General features: G+C 63.2%; 23 protein-coding genes. All 23 read right to left on the bottom strand.

The window, feature by feature from the left end; all coding sequences use genetic code 11:
- Positions 1-401: 401 nt before the first annotated feature.
- Positions 402-2051 carry an efflux transporter outer membrane subunit gene (locus tag WDM24_RS22260; protein WP_338826919.1) on the bottom strand — a complete coding sequence of 550 codons (1650 nt, stop codon included), beginning with the start codon at positions 2049-2051 and terminating at the stop codon, positions 402-404.
- A 58-nt stretch (positions 2052-2109) separates the two neighbouring features.
- Positions 2110-3282: an HlyD family secretion protein gene (locus WDM24_RS22265; protein WP_338701376.1), complete on the bottom strand. Its 1173-nt coding sequence runs from the start codon at positions 3280-3282 to the stop codon at positions 2110-2112.
- Positions 3283-3287: 5 nt separating this feature from the next.
- Positions 3288-3626 (bottom strand): DUF3302 domain-containing protein, encoded by a 339-nt coding sequence (locus WDM24_RS22270; RefSeq protein ID WP_165123826.1) that lies wholly within the window; start codon positions 3624-3626, stop codon positions 3288-3290.
- Positions 3627-3755: 129 nt separating this feature from the next.
- Positions 3756-6296: an arylsulfatase gene (locus WDM24_RS22275; RefSeq protein ID WP_338826922.1), complete on the bottom strand. Its 2541-nt coding sequence runs from the start codon at positions 6294-6296 to the stop codon at positions 3756-3758.
- Between the two features lie 533 nt (positions 6297-6829).
- Positions 6830-6964, bottom strand: coding sequence for a hypothetical protein (locus WDM24_RS22280; RefSeq protein WP_256375165.1), 135 nt, complete (start codon positions 6962-6964; stop codon positions 6830-6832).
- Between the two features lie 127 nt (positions 6965-7091).
- Complete coding sequence (gene mtnK, locus WDM24_RS22285) at positions 7092-8399, bottom strand: S-methyl-5-thioribose kinase (protein WP_338826924.1); 1308 nt, start codon at positions 8397-8399, stop codon at positions 7092-7094.
- A 100-nt stretch (positions 8400-8499) separates the two neighbouring features.
- Complete coding sequence (locus WDM24_RS22290) at positions 8500-8847, bottom strand: hypothetical protein (protein WP_338826926.1); 348 nt, start codon at positions 8845-8847, stop codon at positions 8500-8502.
- An 83-nt stretch (positions 8848-8930) separates the two neighbouring features.
- Complete coding sequence (locus tag WDM24_RS22295) at positions 8931-9206, bottom strand: DUF1467 family protein (RefSeq protein ID WP_029080772.1); 276 nt, start codon at positions 9204-9206, stop codon at positions 8931-8933.
- Between the two features lie 6 nt (positions 9207-9212).
- Positions 9213-9617: a methylmalonyl-CoA epimerase gene (mce, locus tag WDM24_RS22300; protein WP_016841811.1), complete on the bottom strand. Its 405-nt coding sequence runs from the start codon at positions 9615-9617 to the stop codon at positions 9213-9215.
- Between the two features lie 47 nt (positions 9618-9664).
- Positions 9665-11335, bottom strand: a complete 1671-nt coding sequence (locus tag WDM24_RS22305) for a ribonuclease J (protein ID WP_338826928.1) — start codon at positions 11333-11335, stop codon at positions 9665-9667.
- Positions 11335-12141 (bottom strand): biotin--[acetyl-CoA-carboxylase] ligase, encoded by an 807-nt coding sequence (locus tag WDM24_RS22310; RefSeq protein WP_338832427.1) that lies wholly within the window; start codon positions 12139-12141, stop codon positions 11335-11337. The genes WDM24_RS22305 and WDM24_RS22310 overlap by 1 nt, the downstream gene beginning before the upstream one ends.
- A gap of 61 nt (positions 12142-12202) precedes the next feature.
- Positions 12203-13639: an NADH-quinone oxidoreductase subunit NuoN gene (gene nuoN / locus WDM24_RS22315; protein WP_029080768.1), complete on the bottom strand. Its 1437-nt coding sequence runs from the start codon at positions 13637-13639 to the stop codon at positions 12203-12205.
- Between the two features lie 11 nt (positions 13640-13650).
- Positions 13651-15165: an NADH-quinone oxidoreductase subunit M gene (locus WDM24_RS22320; RefSeq protein WP_338826931.1), complete on the bottom strand. Its 1515-nt coding sequence runs from the start codon at positions 15163-15165 to the stop codon at positions 13651-13653.
- Positions 15166-17238, bottom strand: a complete 2073-nt coding sequence (nuoL, locus tag WDM24_RS22325; protein ID WP_338826932.1) for an NADH-quinone oxidoreductase subunit L — start codon at positions 17236-17238, stop codon at positions 15166-15168.
- Between the two features lie 7 nt (positions 17239-17245).
- Positions 17246-17554: an NADH-quinone oxidoreductase subunit NuoK gene (gene nuoK / locus WDM24_RS22330; protein ID WP_076857700.1), complete on the bottom strand. Its 309-nt coding sequence runs from the start codon at positions 17552-17554 to the stop codon at positions 17246-17248.
- Positions 17551-18189 (bottom strand): NADH-quinone oxidoreductase subunit J, encoded by a 639-nt coding sequence (locus tag WDM24_RS22335; protein WP_166205401.1) that lies wholly within the window; start codon positions 18187-18189, stop codon positions 17551-17553. Before WDM24_RS22335 ends, nuoK begins: the two co-directional genes overlap by 4 nt.
- Positions 18190-18198: 9 nt before the next feature.
- The gene (gene nuoI / locus WDM24_RS22340) at positions 18199-18693 is read right to left on the bottom strand and encodes an NADH-quinone oxidoreductase subunit NuoI (RefSeq protein WP_166205402.1); all 495 of its coding nucleotides are present in this window, start codon (positions 18691-18693) and stop codon (positions 18199-18201) included.
- 7 nt (positions 18694-18700) lie between these two features.
- Positions 18701-19771, bottom strand: coding sequence for an NADH-quinone oxidoreductase subunit NuoH (nuoH, locus tag WDM24_RS22345; protein ID WP_338826933.1), 1071 nt, complete (start codon positions 19769-19771; stop codon positions 18701-18703).
- Positions 19772-19781: 10 nt separating this feature from the next.
- A complete protein-coding gene (gene nuoG, locus WDM24_RS22350) occupies positions 19782-21857 on the bottom strand; it encodes an NADH-quinone oxidoreductase subunit NuoG (protein ID WP_338826935.1) in 2076 nt (691 codons plus the stop codon).
- 7 nt (positions 21858-21864) lie between these two features.
- Positions 21865-22353, bottom strand: coding sequence for a hypothetical protein (locus tag WDM24_RS22355; protein ID WP_166296032.1), 489 nt, complete (start codon positions 22351-22353; stop codon positions 21865-21867).
- A gap of 8 nt (positions 22354-22361) precedes the next feature.
- A complete protein-coding gene (gene nuoF, locus WDM24_RS22360) occupies positions 22362-23687 on the bottom strand; it encodes an NADH-quinone oxidoreductase subunit NuoF (RefSeq protein WP_029080760.1) in 1326 nt (441 codons plus the stop codon).
- A 19-nt stretch (positions 23688-23706) separates the two neighbouring features.
- Positions 23707-23871, bottom strand: a complete 165-nt coding sequence (locus WDM24_RS22365; protein WP_414645619.1) for a hypothetical protein — start codon at positions 23869-23871, stop codon at positions 23707-23709.
- Between the two features lie 44 nt (positions 23872-23915).
- Positions 23916-24527: an NADH-quinone oxidoreductase subunit NuoE gene (nuoE, locus tag WDM24_RS22370; RefSeq protein ID WP_029080758.1), complete on the bottom strand. Its 612-nt coding sequence runs from the start codon at positions 24525-24527 to the stop codon at positions 23916-23918.
- Between the last annotated feature and the right edge of the window lie 37 nt (positions 24528-24564).

Below are 24564 nucleotides of genomic sequence, written 5' to 3' on the forward strand. Positions count from 1 at the left end.
ACCTGCCGCTAGGGCGTCAGGACCACACGACTTCGCCGTCCGCTTCATGCGCACTCGTCAGTTGCGCACCAAGCGTCCACCGCATCTCACCGCACATCCGTGACGATCGCGAAGCGCCCCTCGATCGGGTGAGACGGCTGGATTCATAGCACTGAGTTGCGCTTCTGATAAAGCGAAATATTTTTGCTGCGGGGGCTTGCGCCGTCGGGCAACTCAGTGGCATGGGCACCTTCGGCGTACCAGGGCCCGGACGCCATAAAAACGTGCGGTGCCGATGGCTCGCCCGAGTCCGCTGTCCCCTCTAAAGCCGGCGGATTGTTGCATAGCACCGAAACGACGCGATCGGGCCACAAGCGGCCATCAGCGACCTCCAAAGATGCAATGCTTTCGCCTCTGAACAATTACCACTCCGGAGGCCGTATCGTCGGCTCGATGTCCCCAGGACCCGGCAGGCCCAGAGTCGGCGGTTGCGGCCCGTTCGGAGGCGTAAGCAAATTACCCCAGTCCGTTCGCGCACGCATCTGATCAACCGTTGCCGGGCTCACGAAGTTGCCCCCCTCACGTATCTGCCATCCACCCCCGAGCGCCCGAAACACCGCAGTGAGGCCGAGCGGAACGTTGGCCGAGGCGCCGGCCAGGCTGTTCTGCGCTTGAAGGAGATTCTGTTCAGCGGTCAGTACGGTGGTAAATGACGTCGCGCCCTGCTCATACTGCTCAAGTGCAATCCTGAGGGCACCATTTGCCGCCTCAACGCTGCGGCGGAGATACGCGGCCTGGTTCCGGGATTGCAGATATGTTGCAAGACCGTTGTCCACCTCCTGCTGGGCACTCAACACGGTGTTCTGATAGTCGATCAGCAATTGCTGGAGCTTGGCATCCTGCAAACGAATGTTGTTGGTGATTTGCCCGTAGTTGAGGAGATTCCATTGAAACGACGGGCCCGCAGCATACGCCACGCCCTTCCAACTGACGACTTGACCAAGGTTGTGGCCATTGGCCGTGCTGGCCGAGCCGCCGAACGTGCCCGTAATGCTGATTGCCGGATAGAGTTGCGTCGTGGCGATGCCAATCTGCGCACTCTGCGCCAGCGCGGCGAGTTCGGCGGCGCGGACGTCCGGTCTCCGGCGCAGCAGATCCGCAGGTATGCCAACAACGACGGAGGCGGGCGGCGACGGTACCCTGCCGACTGATCGTGAAAGCAACATGCCGAGCGACTGAGGCGGAACGCCGAGCAGGACGCAGAGCGCGTTTTGTCCCTGCTGCAATTGTATCGTCAACTGGGGTATTGCCGCACGAGTCTGTTCGAGGACGTTCGTCGCCTGGAAAACATCAAGCTCCGACGTCCCGCCGCCCGTGAACTTTGCCTTTGCGATACTAAGGGCCTGTTCCTGCCTGCGGACATTGGCCCGTGCAATTCCGATCAGCTGCTCTGTGGTGCGAATACCGATATATGTTGCGGTAACATCGGCCAAAAGGGACACCAGAACGCCGTCATAAGTCGCGATCGACGCAAGGTACACGCCATCGGCAGATTCAACTCCGCGGCGGAACTTTCCCCAGAAGTCGAGCTCCCAGGCTGCCTGCGCAGCAAGAGCATCGGTCCAGAAATATGAAGGCGTCGCGTTTGGCCCTGCCAGCGGCGTCGCCGCGCTGGTCCGATTGTAAATTACCGACCCCACGCCTTGCTGCACCTGCGGATAGCTTATGCCGATGGCTATTCCCAGCACCGCACGTGCTTGCAGCACCCGAGTCCCTGCGCTCTCCAACGTTAGATTTTGGTTGTACGCAATCTGGATCAGCTTGTTGAGGGTTGGATCACGAAAGCCTTCCCACCAATGTTCGTACTCACGCGGGCCGGACTTAACCGAGCGATTGTCTGCGCCACGAAATTTTTCGGCAAGCGGAGCGACAGGCGCTGCAAAATCCGGCCCAATCGTACATGCCACGGTTGGCAGGAGAAGCGCAGCCACAAGCAGCCAATGACTTGACCAGCCAAGAATAGCGCCGACGTTACGCTGTCGCCCAAACGGTGCCTGATACTGCGTCTCCAAGGCTTTCGCTCCCCACGCACGTGGACCTGACTGTATCCCTTCATTGTCGCGCCGCACGCTACGATGGCGGCTTTTCCACAGAGGGCATGACGTACAACAACCATTTCTTCATCCGGATCGTGACCTTCGAAATAACGTGCGTGGCCTTGCCCTTCTGCGTGTAAATCGCAGCCGATCCACCTGACCCGATGGACAGCTTGCGGGCTACGGCATCGTCGGCGAAATTGATCCGTACTGCATAAAGCCCGTCAGATCCGATCCGGGCCGCGTTCGGGATTGTGCCGCTGGTTGTGAATTGCCCTCCCCCGGTTGCCGGGATCACATAGTCCACTTTTCCAAAGAACAGGCGGCCGGGATATGGGTTAAGCACCATTTCCACATCATCGCCCGGCTCCACATTCGAGAGCCAATTCTGGGGAAACACAGCGGCGACGGCGGTATCGGACACGTTGACGAATGTTCCCGCCGCAGCAAGCGGCATCGGCACAAGCATGGTGCCGATCTGCACCTGCCAATTCGTGACGTATCCATCAGCCGGCGCCGTCATCTTGCACTGTGCGAGGTTAAAGCGCGCGTCGTCCAATTGAGCTTCGATGGCAGGAACATTGCTCTGGGCCGTCTGCAAGGCCGCGGCGGCCTGTTGAGCCGAGGCTTGCGCTTGAGCGAGACCCGCTTCAGCCTGCTGAACAGCGGCGTCCGCTTCCTGGCGTTCTTGCGCAGCCTTGGCTACGTTAAGCTGGCTAATGGCAGCTTTGTCCACACGCTGGATGTTGAGGGCGATTTGTTCCTGGGTCTTGGCTAGTTCGTCGGCGGCCTTCGCTTTCGCTAGAATGGCCTGTGCATTCGGTATCGCTGTTTTTGCGGTCGTCAGCGCGGCTTCGGCCTGCATTACGTTCGCCTTCGACGCGGCCAACTGCGCCTCGACCTGGTTCACCGTGTACTGGTACGGCGCCGGGTCAATTTCCAGCAGCAAGTCACCTTTCTTCACCCGTTGATTTGCCTCGGCGTGGATCGCCTTCACCTGTCCTTTGACATAAGGAACGAGCTGCACCACGTACTGGCTGGTCACCATCTTGTCCGTAATCGGTGCCGACTGCGTCCAGACCACCACGACGCCACCGATCATGAATACGCCCGCGACGATCAAGGCCGCGATGATATAGGCCGTGGGCTTGATGCGCAGGACCTTGAACAGTACGAGAACGATCGCAACGTAGACGATGGTCAGCATTGCGATCACGGTCGCATCTCCTTGTCCCCTGAGAGCTGACGCGATGCGGTCGCACCGTCACCCGTGTCGGGTGCTACGCCGTGGGGCTGAAAATCGCTTTTTGCTGATTTAACTCCGAACGGCGTAGTGAACGCCCATATGAACGCAACCGGCCATAGCAAGCCGCCTGTCGCGATCCCGACCCAGCTCATGGCATTGATTGCGCTGGCCTGCGGATGATTCCATTTGCGCGCGAGTTGACCCGGAAGTTTGCCCAGATTGACGACAATGATGACGCCAGCAAAAATCAGAACAGCGAACACGACAAACGCGAACGCATCCAAAGCGCCGAATGAAGAATCCACTGCCGACACTCCCTTCTATGCGCGATGATATTTCGCGCAGGGCTTTCGAAGCGGGCCGGAACGATTTCTTAGCGAAGAAGAATAAGTCGTGGCGTTGGGTCCGACACGAATCGCCACGACTTATCGCGCTCAGTCTCTCGCTTTTTCAAGCGCGTGCCGCATCAGCTTTTGTTCATCACTTGACATCTGTACGGGACCAAGTTTGTAAGTGAGCTTGTCGATCTTGCCGGTGAAGCGGAAAGGAAGTTTGTAACTGTCGTCCACCGTCGTGCGGGTGTCGCTCCCGATGTCAAACGTTTCGTCGATGGCCATAAGAAACGGAATCGTGTGCGGGATCGTCTTTGCGGCCACCAGCTTGCCATCGGCCGTCAGTACACCGGTGCCACCCTTGCCCGGGCCGGGTCCGTTGTACTTGAAGTCGAATACTATCGTGTGCTTGCCGGGTTTGAGGGCATCGCTAAACAAGTCGCGACCACCAATGCCGCCTTCCCAGCGGTACCGTTCTAGATCGAGCAGGTTATAGACGAAGACTGGTTTGCCTTTGAGCAAGTAGAGGGCGTATCCGCCAAAGCGACCGCCAAGAGTGGCGATCATTCCCTCCGCGCCGCCTTGAGGAACAGTAACCTCAGCGGTGATGGTGTAATTCTTATTGAGGATGCTCGGAGCGCTACTGTCGGGGATTCCAGCAATCTCACCAGAATAGGTGAAAACCGTTCGCCCTGCAGTCGCGCTCGGGCGCGGTGTCACAATGCGGGGCAGCACCGAGTTATCCAGCGGAAAGACCTGGTATTTCGCCGCCTCCGACAGGAACAACGCTTGCAACTCCTTGAGCTTGTCGGGATTCTTGGCTGCGAGGTCGTTGTTTTGCGAGTAGTCGTCAGCGATGTTGTAGAGTTCCCATTTGTAGTCGTTAATCTCAGGCAGCTTGGCCGTTCCCAAGAGCCAAGGCGGCTCGGGGGGCGTTGTGCAAGCGTACCAACCATCGTGGTAGATTCCACGGTTCGCGAACATTTCGAAATACTGCGTGTCGCGCTTCGAGGGTGCGTTGGCGTTGGCCTTGTCGAACGTATAGGCCATGCTCACGCCCTCGATGGGCTTTTGCGTGATGCCATTGACCGTGGCGGGAGCCTGGATGCCCGCGGCTTCGAGGATCGTCGGCACGATATCGATCATGTGATGGAATTGGGTGCGGATGCCACCAGCGTCCGTGATGTGGCCGGGCCATGAGATGACCATGCCTTGCCGGGTCCCGCCGAAGTGCGATGCCACCTGCTTGGTCCATTTGAACGGGGTATCGAAGGCCCACGACCACGCCACCGACATATGCGGGTAAGTCTTGTCGGAGCCCCAATTCTCGTAATGCAGCATCAGCTCGGCTTCGGGCAGCTTCAAAATGCCGTTGTAGGCGGTCATCTGGTTCGGCGTGCCCTCAAGCGTGCCTTCGGCGCTCGTGCCGTTGTCGCCGCTGATGTAGATGATCAGCGTGTTGTCGAGTTTGCCCATGTCCTCGACCGCCTGGATGACGCGGCCGATTTCGTAGTCGGTATACGTCGCATAGCCGGCAAACACCTCGGCTTCGCGCGCGTATAATTTCTTTTGGATGAACGAGAGCGAGTCCCACTTCGGCAGGGTATCCGGCCAAGCGGTGAGCTGGGTGTTCGCCGGGATCACCCCGAGGCGCTTCTGGTTGGCGAAGATCTGCTCGCGCAACTTCTCCCAGCCCATGTCGAACTTGCCCTTGAACTTGTCGATCCATTCCTTCTTCGGCTGATGCGGCGAATGCGTGCCGCCGGGCACGTAGTAGAGGAAGAACGGCTTGTCGGGTGCGGCCGCGTTCAGTCCGTTCATGTAGTTGATGGCATCATCCGCCATGTCGGTTATGAGGTTGTAGCCGGTCTTGCCGATCCACGGAAAAATCTGGGTCGTGTTCTTATAAAGATACGGCGTCCACTGGTCGGTCTCGCCGCCCATGAAGCCGTAGAAGTATTGGAAGCCCATGCCGACCGGCCATTGGTCGAATGGCCCCGCCGCGCTGTAAAGATAGGTGGGAGTGTTGTGGTTCTTGCCAAACCACGACGTGGCATATCCGTTGTCGCGAAGAATAGTTCCGATCGTGGCGCTCTCGGGGCCGATTACGGAATCGTAGCCCGGATAGCCGGTGGACATTTCACCGATGACACCGTAGCCGACCGAATGGTGGTTGCGGCCAGTGATGAGCGCCGCCCGCGTCGGCGAGCAGAGCGCTGTCGAATGAAACTGCGTATAACGCAGACCCGCCTTGGCGACGCGATCCATGTTCGGCGTCGGGATCACCCCACCGAAGGTGCCGGACACGCCATAACCCTGGTCGTCAGTCATGATCAACAGGACGTTCGGCGCACCCTTGGGCGGCACGACGGACGGTGGCCAGTATGGCTTGGAGGCCGTGGCATCTTCCTTGATCACGCCGCCGAACTTCGGTGGCTCCGGCGGAAGCTGCTTGCCATCGATGGTTGTCGTGGCGCTCGGCGAACCCGGCGCGCCGGTGGTTTGCTGCGCGAGGCTGGTTGTCCCCAGCGCGCACAGCAAATAAGCGGCGGTGAGGGTGGTGCCGCAAAGCAGCAAGTTGCGGCGGTTTTGTAAGCGGCCTTCCGGCTTTGAACTATCGTCATCGTGACGAGTACCGGTCATTGAAAGCTCCCTCTTGGAGACGACAGAACCCATGGACGCCTATCCGAGACACAAAGCCGCAACGCTTAAGTTGATCTAGATCAACCTACCGCCCACGGGTCCGAAACGTCGGATTCGGGTCATGAGCGGAAGTTGTGCCCCTCCCCGCCCGCGTCGTTCGTACCCTGAAGACAGACGTCGAGGCGGCCGGGCCGAAGGTCCGCACATGGCCACTTCCGAACTCATGCGCCGTAGCAATTACGTTAAAATTTCCGAGGAAGTCCGGCCGAGTCGGCGCTAACCTCTGGTGAACGGTGGAGGGTTACTCTTTTGTCAGCGTCTACTGCACATCGCGAGATGACTGGGAGGATCGGCAGCAAAATCGCCGTTGCAGTCGGACTTGCGCTCAGTCAGGCCGCGGTAGCAGCACCGCCCGACAGCCCAAATCCCGCGCTTGCCCCTTGGTTTGAGAGCCTGAAGCAACCAGGCACCGGTGCGTCGTGCTGCTCGATTGCGGATTGCCGAACGGTAGAGTTCCGACAGGACCGAGACGGCTACGAGGTATTGATCGATGATCGCTGGAAGATGTCGGCTCCATTCTGGCTGCGGGTCCCGCCGAACAGGATCATCGACAGAACCGATAACCCGACGAACCGCGCCGTGGTCTGCTTCACGCCTGAGGCCGGCATTCTCTGTTTCGTGCGTCCGGCCGAAAGTTAGTTCGTGCCGCTGCGGCTCATGGCTCGCCGAACTTCCTTGCCGATCCCGAATGGAAGCGAGTGCAACTTACCGTACACGAAGATCGATACTCCCCGATCATCTGGCAAAGCCGGGCTGCCAGTGGCGCAGTTCGCGCGCTGCGTAAGTGACTGCGCCGATCGTCGTGTAGGATCCGGCCTCCAGCATCATGCCGCGTGCGAGCTTGAGGGCCCGTGCCTCGCAGATCGCGCGCTGCTTCTCGTCCGCGATCCACTCGAAATCGATGTTGTGCGCGAGGCCGAGGATTCGCCGGATGGTCTTGGCCGCCGCGAAGCCGACCGTGTCCCGGAACAGCCGCGCCATGTAGGCCTGCCGCTCGGCCTCCAGCCGCGCGGCGCCCACCTCGCCCGTAAACAGCGACGCCGGATAGCCGTCGCCATCAGCCTCGCTGCGCCACAGCGCGAGAAATTTTTGGGAGAACCCGGTCCAGACGCCCTCGATGGTTTCCAGCAGCCACGCTTCGAACGAGGCGCGCTCGTCTTGTGTGCGCTCGTGCCCTGCGGAGGCCAGATAGGCCATCAGGAGGTTGCCGATGACGGCGCCGATGTCAAACCCCATCGGGCCATAGAAGGCGAACTCGGGGTCGATCACCTTGGTCTCGCTCTCGGTGACCATGATCGAGCCGGTGTGCAGGTCGCCGTGCAGCAGCGCCTCCGGGCTTGCCATGAATTTCAGCTTGAGCCTGGAGATCGCGACATGCAGGTCGAGATCCTCGCGGAACGCCGCGGCGGTCGCGTCGAGATAAGGCGCGGTCCAGCGGTTCTGCTCGGCGATCCGGTAGGGATCGGTGAAGATCAGATCCTCGGTGATCTTGCAGAGCGCATGGTTGCCGGCGAAATCAGCGATCCCCTGCTTCTTCGCCGCGGCCGGCAACGCCAGATCGGACGAGAAGAACAGCGTCTGCGCCAGGAAGGTCGAGATATCATCGACAAAGCGCGGATAGCGCGTGGCCTCGATCAAGCCCTTGCGCATGATGATGTGCGGCTCGAGCAGCTCCATCGCGGTGAGCGCAAGCTCCGCATCGTGATGCAGCACGGCCGGCACAAGCTCCGACGCCAGCCGCGCCTGATGCACCAGCGCCATGTGTTCGTAGTGCGCGCGCGAGAGCGGCAGCGGCCAGCTCTCGCCGACCAGCCGCACATAGGGCAGCGCCTGCTTGACGGCGATGCCGCCGCTCCTGCCCTTGACGATGAAGACGAGGTTGAGATTGCCGTCGCCGACCTCGCTGATCGACCAGTCGGCCGACGCGCCGCCGAGTTGCGTGACGATGGCAGGAACCCCAGCCAGATAGTCCCGGAGATCAGCTTCCCGCAGGATTCGATACTGGCTGGCTCCGGAGGAGCCTGATTGCGCCTGCAGGTTCATCTGGTCGCCTCCTCCCACACTGGCTTTTTTGTTTGAGCATGATCTTTTCGGAAAACCGCTGCGCACTTTTCCGGATCATGCTTCGGGGCGAGGTTGATCCTCACTCCCGTTCCAGGAAGCTCGAGCCGATGTCGGCCTTCTTCCTGATCGGATCATAGTCGCAATAGACGCTGTCGGCGACCAGCGTGTAACTCGCGCTGACGGCGCTTTTCTCGACCTTGATCGAATGCAGTCCGATCACTGCGGTGGACTGTCCGCCGTTCCACTTGAACGGCGTCGTGCTCTGGGTCCTCTCGCAGGCCGCCACCGCGTCCGCGAATACCGAGCTTTCGACGAATGCCTGCACCGTCTGCAGCCGTTTCAACGTCTTCCAGTTGAGATAGAACGATCCGGCGAGGCCGGCGGCGAGCAACACGAAAAGTACGATCGCGATCCGCTGGAAATTCATTCGCCTCCCCTAACTGGCTCTTTGATTTGAGCATGATCTTTTCGGAAAACCGCTGGGCGCTTTTCCGGATCATGCTCTAGCTTCTAGAACGGCATCCCCATCAGTTTCGACAGCCGTTCGATCGAGAGATAGCCGGCGTAATAGGCCCACATCGCGATCGCGAAGATCACGGCCGAGATCACCGTGGTCCACAACAGCTTGCGGCCCATCCGCGCCATGATCGGCGCGCCGGGGTCGGTGCCGGGCGCGCCGACGCCGTCCTCATGCTGGCTGCGCACGCCGAACGGCAGCGTCAGGAACAGCACGAGCCACCAAAGGACGAAGTAGATCGCAAGCCCGGTGGAGATCTGGTACGCCATTTGGCCTCAAGCCTGTTCGATCTCGACCAAGGCGCCGGAAAAGTCCTTGGGGTGGAAGAACAGCACCGGCTTGCCATGCGCGCCGATCTTCGGCTGGCCGTCGCCCAGCACCCGCGCGCCCTCGGCGATCATCCGATCGCGGGCCGCGATGATGTCGGGCACGTCGTAGCAAACATGGTGAATGCCGCCGTCGGCGTTGCGCTCGACGAATTTTGCGATCGGCGAGGCCTCGCCGAGCGGCTCGATGAACTCGATCTTGGTGTTGGGCAGCGTCACGAACACGGTGATGACGCCATGCTCCGGCAGCGGCACGGCGTCGGAAATCTCGGCATTGAAGGCGGTGCCGTAGATCTTCGCGGCCTGCTTGGCGTCCTTGACCGCGATCGCGACGTGATTGAGCCGACCCAGCATGTGTTCTCTCCCTTGTCGTTACGCGCGCCTCGAAGGGGCGCGGCGCGTCAAACCGTCAGCACGTGCACGATGCAGATCGGCTTCTTGCCCCACTGCTCGTTCAGCGCGGCCCGCACCGCGCGGCGCACCGATTCCCCGAGCGCATCCGGATCGCGCCGCCGCGGCTTCGGCAGGCCCTCGATCGTCGATACCACCACATCGAACACGATGTCGTCGAGCAGTTCGCCCGCGGCATTGTTCTCCGGCATGCCGACGAGATCAACCTCGGGATCGTCGACGAGCTCGCCCTGCGCGGTCATGGCAATGGCGACGAAGGCGCAACCGGCAAAGCCCATCCGCCGCCGTTCCACCACGGCACGCGACTTGGAATCCTCCAGGATGGTTCCATCCTTGTAGAGCCGCCCGGCCGGCACTTCGCCGATGATGCCGGGGTCGCCGGGCCCGAGCTTGACCAGGTCGCCGTTGCGGCAGGTCAGGACCTTGGGGACGCCGGCGGCGCGCGCCAGCTTGGCGTGCTCGGCGAGATGCAGCGCCTCGCCATGCACGGGGATCAGGAGCTGCGGCCGCACCCAGGAGATCATGTCGCGCAGCTCGTCGCGGCGCGGATGGCCGGAGACATGCACCAGATGCTCGCGGTCGGTGATGACCTCGACGCCCTGCGTCACCAGCCCGTTGATGATGCCGCCGACCGCCTTCTCGTTGCCGGGAATGGTGCGGGAGGAGAAGATCACGGTGTCGCCTTTGTTCAGGGTCACCTGCGGATGGTCGTCGTTGGCGATCCGCGCCAGCGCCGCGCGCGGCTCGCCCTGACTGCCGGTGCACAGCGCCAGCACCTTGTCGGCCGGGAAATGGCCGTAGACGTCGGTGCTGCGGAACTTGTGCGAGCCGTCGAGATAGCCGCATTCGCGCGCCACCTGCACCACGCGCTCCATGGCGCGGCCGACCACCACGACCTCGCGATCGGCGGCGATTGCGGCGTCCACCACCGCCCGGACGCGAGCGACATTGGAGGCGAAGGTGGTGACGGCGACCCGGCCCTTGGCCGCCTTGACCAGCTTCTTGATCGTGGCGGCAACCTCGGTCTCCGACGGCGAACGCCCGTCGCGCACCGCGTTGGTGGAATCGCCGACCAGCGCCAGCACGCCTTCGTCGCCGAGCTCGCGCAGCCGCCGCTCGTCGGTCGGCAGGCCGATCACCGGGGTCGGATCGATCTTCCAGTCGCCGGTGTGCAGCACGGTGCCGACATCGGTCCTGATCGCCAGCGCGTGCGATTCCGGAATCGAATGCGCGACCGGGATGAACTCGACATTGAACGGGCCGATATCGACCTTGCCGCCCGACGGGATCACAGTGATCGGGATTTTGGGCGGATTGCGCTCCGCTGCGCATTTGGCTTCGAACAGCGCGGCGCTGAACTGCGTCGCGTAGATCTTGCAGCCGAGTTTTGGCCAGAGATCGATGATCGCGCCGAAATGGTCCTCATGGGCGTGCGTCAGCACGAGCCCCATCAGATTGTTGCGCTCCTTCTCGAGGAAGCGGACATCCGGCATGATCAGGTCGATGCCCGGCAGATGCTCCTCGTCACCGAAGGAGACGCCGAGATCGACCGCGAGGAACGAGCGCTGGTGGCGGTTGCCGAGGCCATAGACCGACAGGTTCATGCCGATCTCGCCGACGCCGCCGAGCGGCGCAAAGGTGAGTTCGTCCGGACGCGCCATCAGTTAGCCCTCACCGAGGCCGCGGTGCCGAAATAGACCTCGCCGGCGGTCACTTGCATGCGCTCTCCATCAGCGGTGCGGACGATCAGGCAGCCGGTCTCGTCGATGGTGTCGAAGATGCCCTCGACCGTCGCGGTGCCGGTCTGGACCGCGACCCTCTCGCCGAGGCCGGCGGCACGCTCCAGCCACAGCCGGCGGATTTCCGGGAAGCCGCGGCCGTCGTCCCAGATGCCGCGAAACTCGACCCAGGCGTCCGACAGCGCGGCAAACAGCTCTTCCGCGCCGATCTGGATGCCGAGCGCGGCAAGCGATACCGCTGGTGTCGGCGTCCCCTCGGGCGCGGCGACGACATTGGTGCCGATGCCGACGACAACCGCCAGCCGCTGACCCACCGCCTCGGCCTCCAGCAGGATGCCCGACAGCTTCTTGCCGTTGGCAAGCACGTCGTTCGGCCATTTCAGGGTGTATTTCGGGCTGTCCGGCCCGAGCCGCAGCGCCGCCTCGATGCTGACCTTCTGCAACGCGGCTTCGAGCGACAGGCCGGCGGCGAAGCCGAGGGTGGCGGCGACTGCCGGCTGAACGTCGGTTACCTCGAGGATGCTGCTGGCAAGATTGCCGCGCGGCGCGACCCAGACCCGCTGGCGCCGGCCGCGGCCTGCAGTCTGCTCCGGCGTCACGAACCACATCGGCCCGCGCTCGCCGTCACGGGCGCGCAGCATCGCCTCGGCATTGGTCGAGCCGATCTGGTCGAAGGCGGCGAGCCGGTAGCCCTCCGCAATGGCCCGGGGTCCGAGCGTGAATGTCATGTCGGAGTTATGCGCATGATTGGTTCCGAAAGCCAGCATCCTGTTTTCGGAACCATGCGCGCTAGAATAACGACTTCGCCGCCGCCGTTGCCACGCTGACCAGCGGGCCCGGATAGGCGAAGAAGAAGATGTTGAAGATGCCTGCGACCGCCAGCACGGTGCGCAGCTCGACGCGCACCGGGTCGAGCTTGCCGAGCGGCTGATCGAAATACATCACCTTGACGATCGACAGATAGTAGAAGGCGCCCACCACGCTGGTCAGCACACCGATCACCGCGAGCGTGAACAGATTGGCCTTGATCGCGGCCACGAACACGTACCATTTGCCGAAGAAGCCGGCGAGCGGCGGAACGCCGGCCAGCGAGAACAGCAGCATCGCGAAGACGAAGGCGATCAGCGGGTTGGTGCGGGACAGGCCAGCAAAATCGCTGATCTGCTCCAGCGCCTGGCCGTTGCGCTTCATGGCCAGGATGATCGAGAAGGTGCCGAGCGTCATCGCGACATAGATCGCGATATAGATCAGCACGCCCTGCGCCCCCTCGACCGTGCCGGAGGCCAGGCCGACCAGCGCAAAGCCCATATGGCCGATCGAGGAATAGGCCATCAGCCGCTTGATGTTGCTCTGGCCGATCGCCGCGAACGAGCCCAGCGCCATCGAGGCGATCGCCACGAACACCAGGATCTGCTGCCACTGGGTGACGATGCCGGGGAACGCGGTCAGCGTCGCCCGGGTGAACACCGCGAGCGCGGCGACCTTCGGGGCGGACGCGAAGAAGGCGGTCACCGGGGTCGGGGCGCCCTCATAGACGTCGGGCGTCCACATGTGGAACGGCACCGCCGAGACCTTGAAGCAGAGGCCGGCGAGCAGGAACACCAGGCCGAACACGATGCCGATGCTCCCTGTCGTCGCGGCCGCCGCGATGCCGGCGAAGCTGACGGTCCCGGTGAAACCGTAGATCAGCGACGCGCCATAGAGCAGCATGCCGGACGACAGCGCGCCGAGCACGAAATACTTCAGGCCGGCCTCGCTCGACTTGGCATTGTCGCGCTGGCTGGCGGCGACGACGTAGAGCGCGAGGCTCATCAGCTCGAGGCCGAGATAGAGCGAGATCAGGTCACCGGCCGAGATCAGCACCATCATGCCGAGCGTCGACAGCAGCACCAGGATCGAGAACTCGAAGTTGCGGCTCGACGGCTGGGACAGGTACTCGGTCGACAGGATCAGCGTCGCTGCGGAAGCGATCAAAGCGAGGATCTTCAGGAAGCGGGCGAAGTCGTCGACGATGAAGCTGCCGCCGAAGGTCACGAGCTTGCCGGCCGGCAGCCAGAGCTCGAGCACCCCGGTCAGCACCAAGAGACACACCGCAAGCGCCGTGATCAGCCGCGTCGTCCCCTGCCCGCGATAGGCTCCGATCATCAACAGCACCATGGCGCCGACCGCGAGCACCAGCTCGGGCAGCACCGGCTGCAACTGATAACCTGCACTGGAAAAGCTCATGGGCTAAGGCCTTACTGCGTAACCAGCGCGGCTGCCTTCACGGCAGTCACGGCGGTGTTGTAATTGTTGACGAGCTGCTGCACCGAGGCGGCCGACATATCGAGCACCGGCTTCGGATAGACGCCGAACAGGATGGTCAGCGCGATCAGCGGGAACAGCGTCACGCATTCGCGGAAGGTCAGATCCTTGATCGACATCAGCGACGGCTTGACCAGCGCGCCGAACACCACCTTGCGGTAGAGCCAGAGCGCGTAGCAGGCCGACAGGATCACGCCCGTGGTGGCGAAGAACGCCGTCGGCAGCGAGATCTTGAAGGTGCCGAGCAGCGTCATGAACTCGCCGACGAAGCCCGAGGTGCCGGGCAGACCGACATTGGCCATCGTGAAGACCATGAAGGTCATCGCATAGAGCGGCATCCGGTTGACGAGGCCGCCATAGGCCGCGATCTCGCGGGTGTGCATGCGGTCGTAGACGATGCCGACGCAGAGGAACAGCGCGCCGGAGACGATGCCGTGCGAGATCATCTGGAACATGCCGCCGGCGACGCCCTGCGTCGTCACCGCGAAGATGCCCATGGTGACGAAGCCCATATGCGCGACCGAGGAGTACGCGATCAGCTTCTTCATGTCCTCCTGCATCATCGCCACCAGCGAGGTGTAGATGATGGCGATAACGGACAGCGTGAACACGAACGGCGCGAAGTCGTGCGAGGCCAACGGGAACATCGGCAGCGAGAAGCGCAGGAAGCCGTAGCCGCCCATCTTCAGGAGGATCGCGGCCAGGATCACCGAGCCTGCCGTCGGCGCCTCGACATGCGCGTCAGGCAGCCAGGTGTGCACCGGCCACATCGGCATCTTCACCGCGAACGAGGCGAAGAATGCCAGCCACGCCCAGGTCTGCAGCGACCGCGGCACCGCGGTGTGCATCAGGGTCGGGATGTCGGTGGTGCCGGCGTTCCAGTACAGCGCCATGATGGCGAGCAGCATCAGCACCGAGCCGAGGAAGGTGTAGAGGAAGAACTTGAACGATGCGTAGACCCGGCGCGGGCCGCCCCAGACGCCGATGATCAGGAACATCGGGATCAGGCCGCCCTCGAAGAACAAATAGAACAGCACGAGGTCGAGCGCCGAGAAGGTACCGACCATCAGCGTTTCCAGGATCAGGAACGCCATCATGTATTCGCCGACGCGCTGCGTCACCGACTTCCAGCTCGCGATGATGCAGAGCGGCATGATCGCGGTGGTCAGGATGATCAGCGGCAGCGAGATGCCGTCGATACCCATGTGATAGGTGATGCCGGTGGCGAGCCAGGACGCCTTCTCGACGAACTGGAAGTCGGTCTGCGCCGGATCGAAGCGCGCCACCAGGATCAACGACACCGCGAAGGTGATCAGCGTGGTCCAAAGCGCGATCCAGCGCGCCGTGCGGCCCGCGGTCTCGTCGCCGCCGCGCGCCAGGAGATAGACCAGGATCGCGCCGACCGCCGGCAGGAAGGTCGTGACGGAAAGGATGGGCCAGGTTGTCATTTACTGGCCTCCCAAGCCGAACATGAACCAGGTGATCAATCCAGCGGCCCCGATCAGCATCGCGAAAGCGTAGTGATAGAGGTAGCCGGTCTGCAATTTGACGACATTGCGGGTGACGTCGAGCACGCGGGCCGAGACGCCGTCCGGACCTAAGCCGTCGATGACGAAGCCGTCGCCCTTCTTCCAGAGCGTGTAGCCGAGCCACTTGGCCGGGCGCACCAAGATCCAGTCGTAGAGCTCGTCGAAGTACCATTTGTTGAGCAGGAACTGGTACAGCATCGGCTGCTGGCGAGCGAGTTCGACCGGCAGATAGGGCCTGCGGATGTAGAACATGTAGGAGACGAACAGGCCAAGCGCCATCATGACGGTCGGCAGTGGCGCGAGCCAGCCCGGCATGTGCTCCATGTCCTCGAGGATGTGCGGGTTCATCTTCACCGATTCGCGGAAGAACTCCTCGACGCCGTGCGGACTGGCGAACACTTCCTTGAACGGCAGACCCGCCAGGATCGAGCCTGCGGCGAGCACGCCGATCGGCACCAGCATCCAGATCGGGCTCTCATGCGCCGCCTCGTAGTGCTTCTGGTCGTGCGGCTCGCCGAAGAAGGTCTTGAAGATCAGACGCCAGGAGTAGAACGAGGTCAGGCCGGCGGCCGCGATCGTCAGCCCGTAGGCATACGTCGCGAACGGATTATGCGCTGCATAGGCCGCCTCGATGATCGCATCCTTGGAGAAGTAGCCGGCGAACAGCGGGAAGCCGGTCAGCGCCAGGGTGCCGATGCACATCACCGCGAAGGTGTACGGGATCTTGCGCCACAGCCCGCCCATGTTGCGGATGTCCTGCTCATGATGCATCGCATAGATCACCGAGCCGGAGCCCAGGAACAGCAGCGCCTTGAAGAAGGCGTGCGTGAATAAATGGAACATGCCGACCGAATAGGCCCCTGCTCCCATCGCCACGAACATGTAGCCGAGCTGCGAACAGGTCGAGTAGGCGACGATGCGCTTGATGTCGTTCTGCACGAGGCCGATGGTGGCGGCGAAGAACGCCGTGGTGGCGCCGAAGAACATCACCACCGCCTGCGCGGTCGGTGACAGCTCGAACAGCGGCGACAGCCGCGCCACCATGAAGACGCCGGCGGTGACCATGGTCGCGGCATGGATCAGCGCCGACACCGGGGTCGGGCCTTCCATGGCGTCCGGCAACCAGGTGTGCAGCAGGAATTGGGCCGACTTGCCCATCGCGCCCATGAACAGGAACAGGCAGGTCAGCGTCAGCGCGTCAGGGTGCCAGCCGAAGAAGTCGATGGTCTTGCCGGTCAGCCCGGGCGCGGCGTGGAAGATGGTCTCGAAATCGGTCGAGCCGACCAGCGCGAAGATCGCGAAGATGCCGAGCGCGAAGCCGAAGTCGCCGACGCGGTTGACCACGAAGGCCTTGATCGCCGCGGCGTTGGCCGACGGCTTCTGGTACCAGAAGCCGATCAGCAGGTAGCTCGCCAGGCCCACGCCCTCCCAGCCGAAGAACAGCTGCACGAGGTTGTCCGACGTCACCAGCATCAGCATCGCGAAGGTGAACAGCGAGAGATAGCCGAAGAAGCGCGGCCGGTTCGGGTCCTCGTCCATGTAGCCGATGGAATAGAGGTGGACGAGCGCCGACACGGTGTTGACCACGACCAGCATCACCGCCGTCAGGGTGTCGATCCGCAGCGACCAGACGACCTGCAGGTCGCCCGAGCTGATCCAGGGCAACAGCGCGATCCGCGCGTCGTGATGCATGAATCCGACATCGACCAGCGCGAACCAGGATAGCGCCGCCGAGACGAACAGCAGGCCGGTGGTGATCAGTTCGGCCAGCCGGGAGCCCGCCGCCGCCGGTTCGGAGACGTGGTGGTCGTCATGACCATGGTCGTCCTGGCCGTGATCGTCGTGGGCGGCGGAGGCATGAGCGTCGCCATGCGCATCGTCGTGGTGGTCGACGGTGTCGCCGCTCGGGCAGCGGGCATGCGCGCCGAATATCGAGATCAGCCCCGCGAGAATGGCGCCCAGCAGCGGCAGAAAGACAATTGCCTGGTACATCTGCGCGCTAGCCCTTCATCAGATTGACGTCTTCAACCGCGATCGAACCGCGGTTGCGGAAATACACCACCAGCACGGCAAGGCCGATCGCGGCCTCGGCCGCCGCCACCGTCAGCACCAGCAGCGCGAACACCTGGCCGACGATGTCGCCGAGGAACGTCGAGAACGCCACCAAATTGATGTTTACCGAGAGCAGGATCAGCTCGATCGACATCAGGATGATGATGATGTTCTTGCGGTTGAGGAAGATGCCGAGGATCCCGAGCGTGAACAGGATCGCGGCGACCGCGAGATAGTGTCCGAGCCCGATGGTCATTTCACCCACTCCGCCGCGTCGGCATCCTGCAGGCCCTGCCCCGACGCCACCTTGCGCATCGCCATCGCCATCTCCGGCGTGCGCGCGTTCTGCACGTTGATGTTCTGCCGCTTGACGTTGGCCTTGTGGCGCAGCGTCAGCACGATGGCGCCGATCATCGCGACCAAGAGCACCATGCCGGCAAGCTGGAAGTAATGGATGTACTTCGTATAGAGCACGAGGCCGAGCGCCTCAGTGTTGCTAACATTGGTCGGAATCGCGGCGGTGATCGTCTTGGTCACGGACGGGTTGATCACCCAGGCGCCGACCACCAGCAAGAGCTCGAACAGGAAGATGCCGCCGATCACAATGCCGATCGGCAGGTATTGGATGAAACCCTCGCGCAGCTCGACGAAGTCGACGTCGAGCATCATGATCACGAACAGGAACAGCACCGCGACCGCGCCGACATAGACCACGATCAGCATCATCCCGAGGAACTCGGCGCCCATCAGGATGAACAGCCCCGAGGCGTTGACGAACGCCAGGATCAGATACAGCACGGAGTGCACGGGATTGCGCGAGACAATCACCATGACAGCCGAGGCCACGCAGGCGGCAGCAAACAGATAGAAGAACAGCGCCGGAAGGATCATGCCCTCACCTCACCGGTACGGCGCGTCGAGCGCCATCGACTTCGCAATCTCGCGCTCCCAGCGGTCGCCATTGGCGAGCAGCTTCGCCTTGTCATAGTAGAGTTCCTCGCGGGTCTCGGTCGCGAATTCGAAATTCGGTCCCTCGACGATGGCGTCCACCGGGCATGCCTCCTGGCACAGGCCGCAATAGATGCACTTCACCATGTCGATGTCGTAACGCACCGTGCGGCGGGTGCCGTCATTGCGGCGCGGGCCGGCCTCGATCGTGATCGCCTGCGCCGGGCAGATCGCCTCGCACAGCTTGCAGGCGATGCAGCGCTCCTCGCCGTTCGGATAGCGGCGCAGCGCGTGCTCGCCACGGAAGCGCGGCGAGATCGGGCCCTTCTCGAAGGGATAGTTCAGCGTCGGCTTCGGCTTGAAGAAATAACGCATGGCGAGAACGAACGCCGAGACGAATTCCGACAGCAGGAGCGAGCGGGCAGTTGCGTTGACGTTGACACTCATGACGGCCTCACTTCGGCGCGATGCCGGCGAATTGCAGCACACCAGCCACGATCACCACCATCGCCAGCGACAGCGGCAGGAACACCTTCCAGCCGAGCCGCATCAGTTGATCGTAGCGGTAGCGCGGCACGATCGCCTTCGCCATCGCGAACATGAAGAACATGAAGAACACCTTCAGGGCGAACCAGACGATGCCCGGAATCCAGGTGAACGGCGGCAGGTTGACCGGCGGCAGCCAGCCGCCCAGGAACAGGATCGATGCCAGCGCGCACATCGTGGTGATCGCGACATACTCGCCGAGCATGAACAAGAGGTACGGGGTCGAGCCGTATTCGGTCATGAAGCCGGCGACCAGCTCGGATTCCGCTTCCACGAGATCGAACGGCGGACGGTTGGTTTCCGCCAGCGCCGAGACGTAGAAAACGACGAACATCGGGAACAGCGGCCACACATACCAGTTCAGGATGGTGAGCTGCGGCAGGCCGATCAGATGCGCGAGCCCGCGGCTGTTCTGCGCCTCGACCACCGCCGACAGGTTCAGCGAGCCGACGCAGAGCAGCACGGTGATGATGACGAAGCCGATCGAGACCTCGTAGGACACCATCTGCGCCGCCGAGCGCAGCGCCGCCAGGAACGGATACTTCGAGTTCGACGACCAGCCGGCCATGATGATGCCGTAGATCGACAGCGACGAGATGGCGAAGATGTAGAGCACGCCGACATTGATGTCGGAGATCACCCAGCCGAGATTGAACGGGATCACGGCCCAGGCGGCCAGCGCCAGCACGCACGAGACCAGCGGCGCCAGCAGGAACACGCCCTTGTTGGAGCCGGACGGGATGACCGGCTCCTTGAGCACGAACTTCAGCAGGTCGGCGAAGGATTGCAGGAGGCCCCACGGGCCCACCACGTTAGGCCCGCGGCGGATCTGCACCGCCGCCCAGATCTTGCGGTCGGCGAGCAGGATGTAGGCGATCGCGATCAGGAGCACGACGAGCAGCAACAGGCTCTGCGCGACCATGATGATCAGCGGCCAGAGGAAGCCGGTCCAGAACGAGCTTGCGAAGAAATCAGCCATCAGGTCACGCTCACTCCGCTGCCGTCAGCATTCGGCCCGACGCCAGCCGCGAGCATTCCGCCATCACGGCAGAGGCCCGCGCGATCGGGTTGGTCAGATAGAAATCCTCGACGGTCGGCTTGAATGCCGCCTTGTCGACGCTGCCACCCTTGCCCGCCAGCGCCTTGACGTCATCAGCCTTGCCGGCCTCGATCTGGTCGAGCCGCATCAGGTGCGGATAGGTCTTGAACATCGCCTGGCGCAGCGCCTGCAACGAGTCGAACGGCAGCTTCTTGCCGAGCACGTCGGACAGCGCGCGGATGATCGCCCAGTCCTCGCGGGCCTCGCCCGGCGGGAATGCGGCGCGGTTGGCGATCTGCGCCCGGCCCTCGGTGTTGACGTAGATGCCGGATTTCTCGGTGTAGGCCGCGCCCGGCAGGATGACGTCGGCGCGATGCGCGCCCTTGTCGCCATGGGTGCCGATATAGACCACGAAGGTGCCGTCCGGCGCCTTGATCTCGTCGGCGCCGAGCAGGAACAGCACGTCGAGCGTGCCGAAGATGGTCATCTGCGCCGTGGTCAGGCCGCCGGCCGCCGGCGAGAAGCCGATATCGAGCGCCCCGGCGCGCGAGGCGGTATCCTGCAGCACGGCAAAACCGTTCCAGCCGTCCTTCAGCGCGCCGACGTCGACGGCGAGCTTGGCAGCCTGCGCCAGCACCGCCGCGCCGTCATGCCTGGTGTAGGCGCCGGCGCCGACCAGGATGATCGGGTTCTTGGCGTTCTTCAGCACGTCGGCAAAGGAGTGCTTGCCGGCGGCGAGATCGGCCAGAGTGTCGGTGCCCGCACCGAGATAGTCGTGGTCATAGGTGAAATCGGCCTTGGCGCCGATCATGCCGACCTTGAGGGCGCCGGTGCGCCAGCGCTTGCGGATCCGCGCGTTCAGCACCGCGGCTTCCTTGCGCGGATGCGAGCCGATGATCAGGATCGCGTCGGCCTGGTCGATGCCGGCAATGGTCGGGTTGAAGATGTAGGAACCGCGGCCGGCCTTGGCGTCGAACGCGTCGCCGCCCTGCACCGCCAGATTGACCGAGCCGAACTTCGCCAGCAGCTCCTTCAGCGCATACATCTCATCGACCGCGGCGAGATCCCCCGCGATCGCGCCGATCCGCTTGCCGTCGGTGCGGCCGGCCTTGGCGGCGATGGCAGCAAAGGCTTCCTGCCAGGTTGCCGGCCTGAGCTGGCCGTTCTCGCGCACATAGGGCCGGTCGAGCCGCTGCGTGCGCAGGCCGTCGACGACGTGGCGGGTCTTGTCGGAGATCCATTCCTCGTTCACCGCCTCGTTGATGCGCGGCAGGATGCGCATCACCTCGCGGCCGCGGGTGTCGACGCGGATCGCAGAACCAACGCCGTCCATGACGTCGACCGATTGCGTCTTGCCGAGCTCCCAGGGCCGCGCCGCGAACGCATAGGGCTTCGAGGTCAGCGCGCCCACCGGGCAGATGTCGACGAGATTGCCCTGCAGCTCCGAGCTCAGCGCCTGCTCGAGATAGGTGGTGATCTCCATGTCCTCGCCGCGCCCGGTCGCGCCCATTTCCGGCGCGCCGCAGACTTCGGCGGAGAAGCGGACGCAGCGCGTGCACTGGATGCAGCGGTTCATCGAGGTCTTGACCAGCGCGCCGAGATATTTGTCCTCGACCGCGCGCTTGTTCTCGGCGAAACGGCTGGTGTCGACGCCGTAGCCCATCGCCTGGTCCTGCAGGTCGCACTCGCCGCCCTGATCGCAGATCGGGCAGTCCAGCGGATGGTTGATCAGCAGGAACTCCATCACGCCTTCGCGCGCCTTCTTGACCATCGGCGAACGGGTCGAGATCTCCGGCGGCTCGCCCTTCGGACCCGGACGGCAGTCGCGCACGGCCCAGGCGCAGCTCGCGACCGGCTTCGGGCCGCCCTTCACCTCGACCAGGCACATCCGGCAATTGCCGGCGATCGACAGCCGCTCGTGATAGCAGAAGCGCGGAATCTCGGCGCCGGCCGCCTCACACGCCTGCAGCAGCGTGTACTCCGGCGGCACATCGATCTCTTTGCCATCGATGATGATCTTGCTCATGTCTGTCTCAAGTCTTTCCGAGCTTGCAGTCGGGCGGTGCGACGCTGGCGGTTTTCAGTGAGGTCTTCACCCATTGCTGGGTGTCGGTGCCGTAGGTCGCGAGATAGGCGGGCTGCGCCTGGTTCTTCTCGCAGAGGAACGGCAAATGCGGTTTCAGATCGTAGTCACAGGATGCCTGCCATTCGCGCTTGTCCGCGAATGCGGCAAAGGTCTCTTCGCAGGCATAGAGGAAGTACGAGACAAAGCTCTCATACTGCGACCGCTCTTCGCGACTGCCGGCCTTGATAGCCTCGTAATCGGGCTGCGCGAATTTCGGGTTCTTGAAGGCGAGATCGGTGTAGCCCAGAAACGCCGTGCGCGCAGCGGAGGCGCGGCTCGACGAACGGATCTCGTTGATCTGCAGCAGGACGGCGCAAAAGCCGAGCAGCGCCACGGTCGCGTGCGCCATCTGCGCAAGCGTCCCGTATCTCTGCCACCATGCGGCCTTTTGCGTCATCGCCGTCATTACTCCGCAGCTACCATGTGCACGGGATCGCGAACGCCCTGATCGTCGAGATCGGCCTTGTGCGAATATTGGTCGATCCGCTCTTCAATCTCGTGACGGAAATGCGCGATCAGGCCCTGGATCGGCCACGCCGCGGCATCGCCAAGCGCACAGATCGTGTGGCCCTCGACCTGCTTGGTGACCTCGAGCAGCATGTCGATCTCTCGCTTGTGGGCGCGGCCGTCGGCCATGCGGGTCAGGACGCGCCACATCCAGCCAGTGCCCTCGCGGCACGGCGTGCACTGGCCGCAGCTCTCGTGCTTGTAGAAATAGGAGATGCGCGCGATCGCCCGGATCAGGTCGGTCGACTTGTCCATCACGATCACGGCCGCGGTGCCGAGGCCCGAGCGCAGCTTGCTCAGGCTGTCGAAATCCATCGGCGTGTCGATGATCTGCTCGGCCGGCACCATGCGCACCGACGAGCCGCCGGGAATTACCGCCTTCAGATTGTCCCAGCCGCCGCGGATGCCGCCGCAATGCTTCTCGATCAGCTCGCGGAACGGAATCCCCATCGCCTCTTCGACGTTGCAGGGCCGCTCGACATGACCGGAGATGCAGAACAGCTTGGTGCCGACATTGTTCGGACGGCCGATGGCGGCGAACCAGGCGGCGCCGCGGCGCAGGATGTCGGGCGCGACCGCAATCGACTCGACGTTGTTGACGGTGGTCGGGCAGCCATAGAGGCCGACATTGGCCGGGAACGGCGGCTTCAGCCGCGGCTGGCCCTTCTTGCCTTCGAGGCTCTCGAGCAGCGCGGTTTCCTCGCCGCAGATATAGGCGCCGGCGCCGTGGGCGACATAGATGTCGAACGGCCAGCCGTTGATGTTGTCCTTGCCGACCAGCTTGGCCTCATAGGCCTGGTCGATCGCCGCCTGCAGGTGCTCGCGCTCGCGGATGAATTCGCCCCGGATATAGACGTAGCAGGCATGCGCGCCCATCGCGAAGCTCGCGAGCAGGCAGCCCTCGACCAAAAGATGCGGATCGTGCCGCATGATCTCGCGGTCCTTGCAGGTGCCGGGCTCCGACTCGTCCGCGTTGACGACGAGATAGCTCGGACGGCCGTCCTTGGATTCCTTCGGCATGAAGGACCACTTCATGCCGGTCGGGAAGCCCGCGCCGCCGCGGCCGCGCAGACCCGAGGCCTTCATCTCGTTGATGATCCAGTCGCGGCCCTTGTCAATGATCCCCTTGGTGCCATCCCAGGCGCCTCTGCGGCGCGCGCCCTCGAGGCCCCAATCATGCAGGCCGTAGAGGTTCTTGAAGATGCGGTCCTTGTCGTCGAGCATGCTCAAAACTTTCCGAACATCACCGATTGGCTTGGGAGTAAGCGAGCCCGGCGGCGCAGCCGCCGAACACGATGGCCCACAGCAGGCTGGATTCCAGCGTTGCGTTCAGGCCGTAACGTTGCAGCAGGAACATGAATCCGGCCGCGACAGAAGTATGGAGGGCGATCGTGCGCCAGGCCTTCATCGCAGCGCCCCTCCCCGTTCCGTTTGCTAGCACCTGAAAGCCCATCAGGTCGTTTCCTTCAGCGTGGTCGGCCCGCCTGCGGGGGCCGAGAACTGACGGTCGACCTGCGGGCCCGGCTTCGGCGGATTGCCGGCGGCAAAGCCGTCGAGCACCTTGCCGAAGCTTTCCTTGGTCAGGTCCTCATAGGTGTCCTTCCAGATCAGCACCATCGGCGCGTTCACGCAGGCGCCGAGACACTCGACCTCTTCCCAGGAGAAGTTGCCGTCCTTCGACAGCTGGAACGGATCATGATGGATGCGATGCTGGCAGACCTCGATCAGGTCGGCGGCGCCGCGCAGCCGGCAGGGCGTGGTGCCGCACACCTGCACATGCGCCTTCTTGCCGACCGGCGAGAGCTGGAACATGGTGTAGAAGGTCGCGATCTCCAGCATGCGGATATGCGGCATCTCGAGCAGGTCGGCGACGGCGCGGATCGCCGCTTCCGACACCCAGCCGTCGTGCTGCTCCTGGACGCGCCACAGGATCGCGATCGCGGCCGAAGCCTGGCGGCCCGGCGGATATTTCTCGATCTGCTTCTTGGCCCAGGCGAGATTCTCGTCCGTGAACGTGAAGCTCGCGGGCTGCAATTCCTTCGGGGCAAGGCGGCGGACGGACATCGATCAAACTCTCATTGCGGGCGGTGCGGATGCGGAC

Origin of the sequence: Bradyrhizobium sp. 27S5 (assembly GCF_037217225.1) — a bacterium.
Taxonomy (GTDB): Bacteria; Pseudomonadota; Alphaproteobacteria; order Rhizobiales; family Xanthobacteraceae; genus Bradyrhizobium; species Bradyrhizobium septentrionale.